2 protein-coding genes are annotated in these 2,415 nt (G+C 67.3%); both read right to left on the bottom strand.

Translation table 11 applies throughout. The features are described from left to right. Positions 1-1,458: flavin monoamine oxidase family protein (locus ACXJKR_RS29915; protein ID WP_457325934.1), on the bottom strand; the 1,458-nt coding region annotated here is incomplete at its 3' end. Between the two features lie 364 nt (positions 1,459-1,822). Further along, a partial coding sequence (locus tag ACXJKR_RS29910) for an aromatic-ring hydroxylase C-terminal domain-containing protein (RefSeq protein WP_457325933.1) occupies positions 1,823-2,415 on the bottom strand: 593 nt, incomplete at its 5' end.

The following is a 2,415-nucleotide window of genomic DNA, read 5'->3' as shown; positions in this document are numbered from 1 at the left end:
GTCCGAATAGGCCTCGCCGACGATGTGCAAGTTGCGCGCGCCGCTGCCGAAATCGAAGGCCTTGAAGGCGTCCATGACCTTCCACGAGCGCACGCCCGGCTGCCAGCCGTGGTTGGCCGCGCCGTAGGGCGCACGGGCCCAGTCGCGAATGCCATACGTGATGATGCTGTTGCGGATGTACTGGCTGGTCTCGGCCAGGCTCAGGTCGCCAAAGACGCGCCGTGCGTTGTCGGTCAACTTCAAGGCCGACTCGGCATTCGCATCCGCCGCCCGCTTCACGTCGCGGGCTACGAAGAGGGTGAAGGCATCGACGATGCGCGCGTTCTGGTCCACCTCGGCGCGGTCGTGGCGGTCGCCATCGATGACGTAGTGGCGCCAGAACTCGGTGGACGGGCGGTCCATGTAGAGCAGCACCATGCCGTGGCCGTCGGCGTCGGCCTCGGGGGCGCGGCGGAAGTAGTGGATCTCGCGCGTCGGCATGCAGTTGGCGTATTGCTGCGGCGCCTGGCCGTAGCTCCACCACGGCGTGTTGCAGACGAAGAAGACCTTCAGCATCGGGAAGCCATTGACGCAGTCCAGCTGCGAGCCGATGTGCTCGGGCAGGTGGCGCGTCAGCTTGAGCAGCGGCAGGCGCGGCAGCGCGAGGATCAGCCGCTCGGCGCGCAGCGTGAGGGCGCCGTTCTGCGTCGCCACGTCCAGGGCCAGCGTCGGCTTGCCCAGCTCCACCGGTCGCACGCCCATCAGCTTGTGGCCGCCGGCCAGCGTCACGTTGGCATGGCCGCGCAGCCGCGTGAGCAGCCCTTCGGTCAACTTGGCAGAGCCGCCCTCGATGCTGGCGAGCTGCTGGCCCACGGTCTTGAGCGCGCGCAGCCACCAGATGATCCATTCCGCCGCGTTCAGGTTCTCCGGGATCATGTGATAGAAGGTCCCGGTGTCGCGCAGCTTCACCAGCGCCCGGTGGCTCAGGATGCCCTGCGCCGACAGCGCGTTCCAGAAGCCCATGTCCCACAGCGGCTGGCCGTGCAGCTGGGCGTGCTTGCGCAGCCGCATGTAGTCGCCTTCCGTCAGYGCATCGATCCAGGCCTGGTCATCGGGCGCACGGCCCATGATGAGCATGACCCCGCGCTTGAGCAGCTGCAGCGAGTTCAGGCCGCGCTCGGCCTCGGGCAGGTCGGTGTCATCGGTGCTGACCTGATCCGATGAAGGGCCGGAGAAATCGAGCAGGCCCACGCCCAGTTCGGCACACAGGGCGGCAAAGCGCGGCTGTAGGGTCGGCTCAAAGCGCATCGGCCCGTACTCGGCGATGAAGCCATCCATGTCCTCGGTCTCGATGCGTCCGCCCCAGCGGTCGGCTGCGGCTTCGAGCACGAGGATGCGGTGGCCCGCGTCGGCCAGGCGCAGCGCGCAATACAGGCCCGACACGCCGCCGCCGGCGATGACGATGTCATAGGTCGTCATGGGAATGCTCCACTTGTATGTACAACTGGGGCGGGAGCATATCGGAGGCGGCGCCGCGGCTACCATCGCGGCCCTTTTGCTGTGAGCGCGATCCCTGGATCCACGAAGGCGACGCGGAGACCCTCATGCCCAGTGCGATGTGACGGTCATCGCGGCCTTCTACGCCCGTGGCTTCAAGCGCGTCAGGGGCTATGCGATGGCGCCGGTGCCGCTGTGGCGGGCAGTGAGAGCGGCGGAGAGTTCTATTCGGAGCCCCTGATTCAGGGCCTTCTCCGGGCGCCACTGAGTCCCGCACGCTAGCTGACGGCAAGCGAGACAGAAGGCAACGATTGCCCTGTCGCGCCGCACCATCGAGCCGGATGCGCTACGCCGCCGCGGGCGGCCCGAACCAGGTGGTCAGTGCGTCGACGAGCCCGACCCGAGGTGTGTTTCCGACCCAAGCAACATGGCCGTCGGGTCGAATCAACACCGCGTCGGGCGCAGTGACCACCCCGACTGCCGGAAGCTCCCACGTACCTATGTACTTTGCGTCGACCAGCCGAACCCGATCTGCCCAGGCAGCGATGTCAAAGCTCCCGAGCTCACCGACGTTGAGCAGCACCGGTCGGGCACCATGCAGCAGGGAAAAGACGCGCAGCGGGCCGATCGCGGAGACCAAGTCGAGATCGGGCATGCGGCGTCCGAGCAGGGGGTGGCCCTTGCCAAGGTCATAGTGGATGCCCAGGCCGGACATCTCCGCAGCGACTCGCTTGCGCGGCTCCTCCATCTTGAGGAGCTCGCCCACGATGTCGCGCACGGCCAGCGTGCGATCGTCCTCGCGGTGCAGSGCAACTTGCGCCATCGTGGTCTTGAGCACGCGAGCGCCAACCGGGTGGCGCTCGGCGTGATACGTGTCGAGCAGCGTGTCCGGTGACGTGCCCTTGATCACCTGTGCCAGCTTCCACCCGAGGTTCACCG

This window comes from Roseateles sp. P5_E11, from assembly GCF_054049355.1.
Note: the sequence above shows the minus strand (reverse complement) of the source record. Positions and strands in the feature narration are given on the sequence as shown.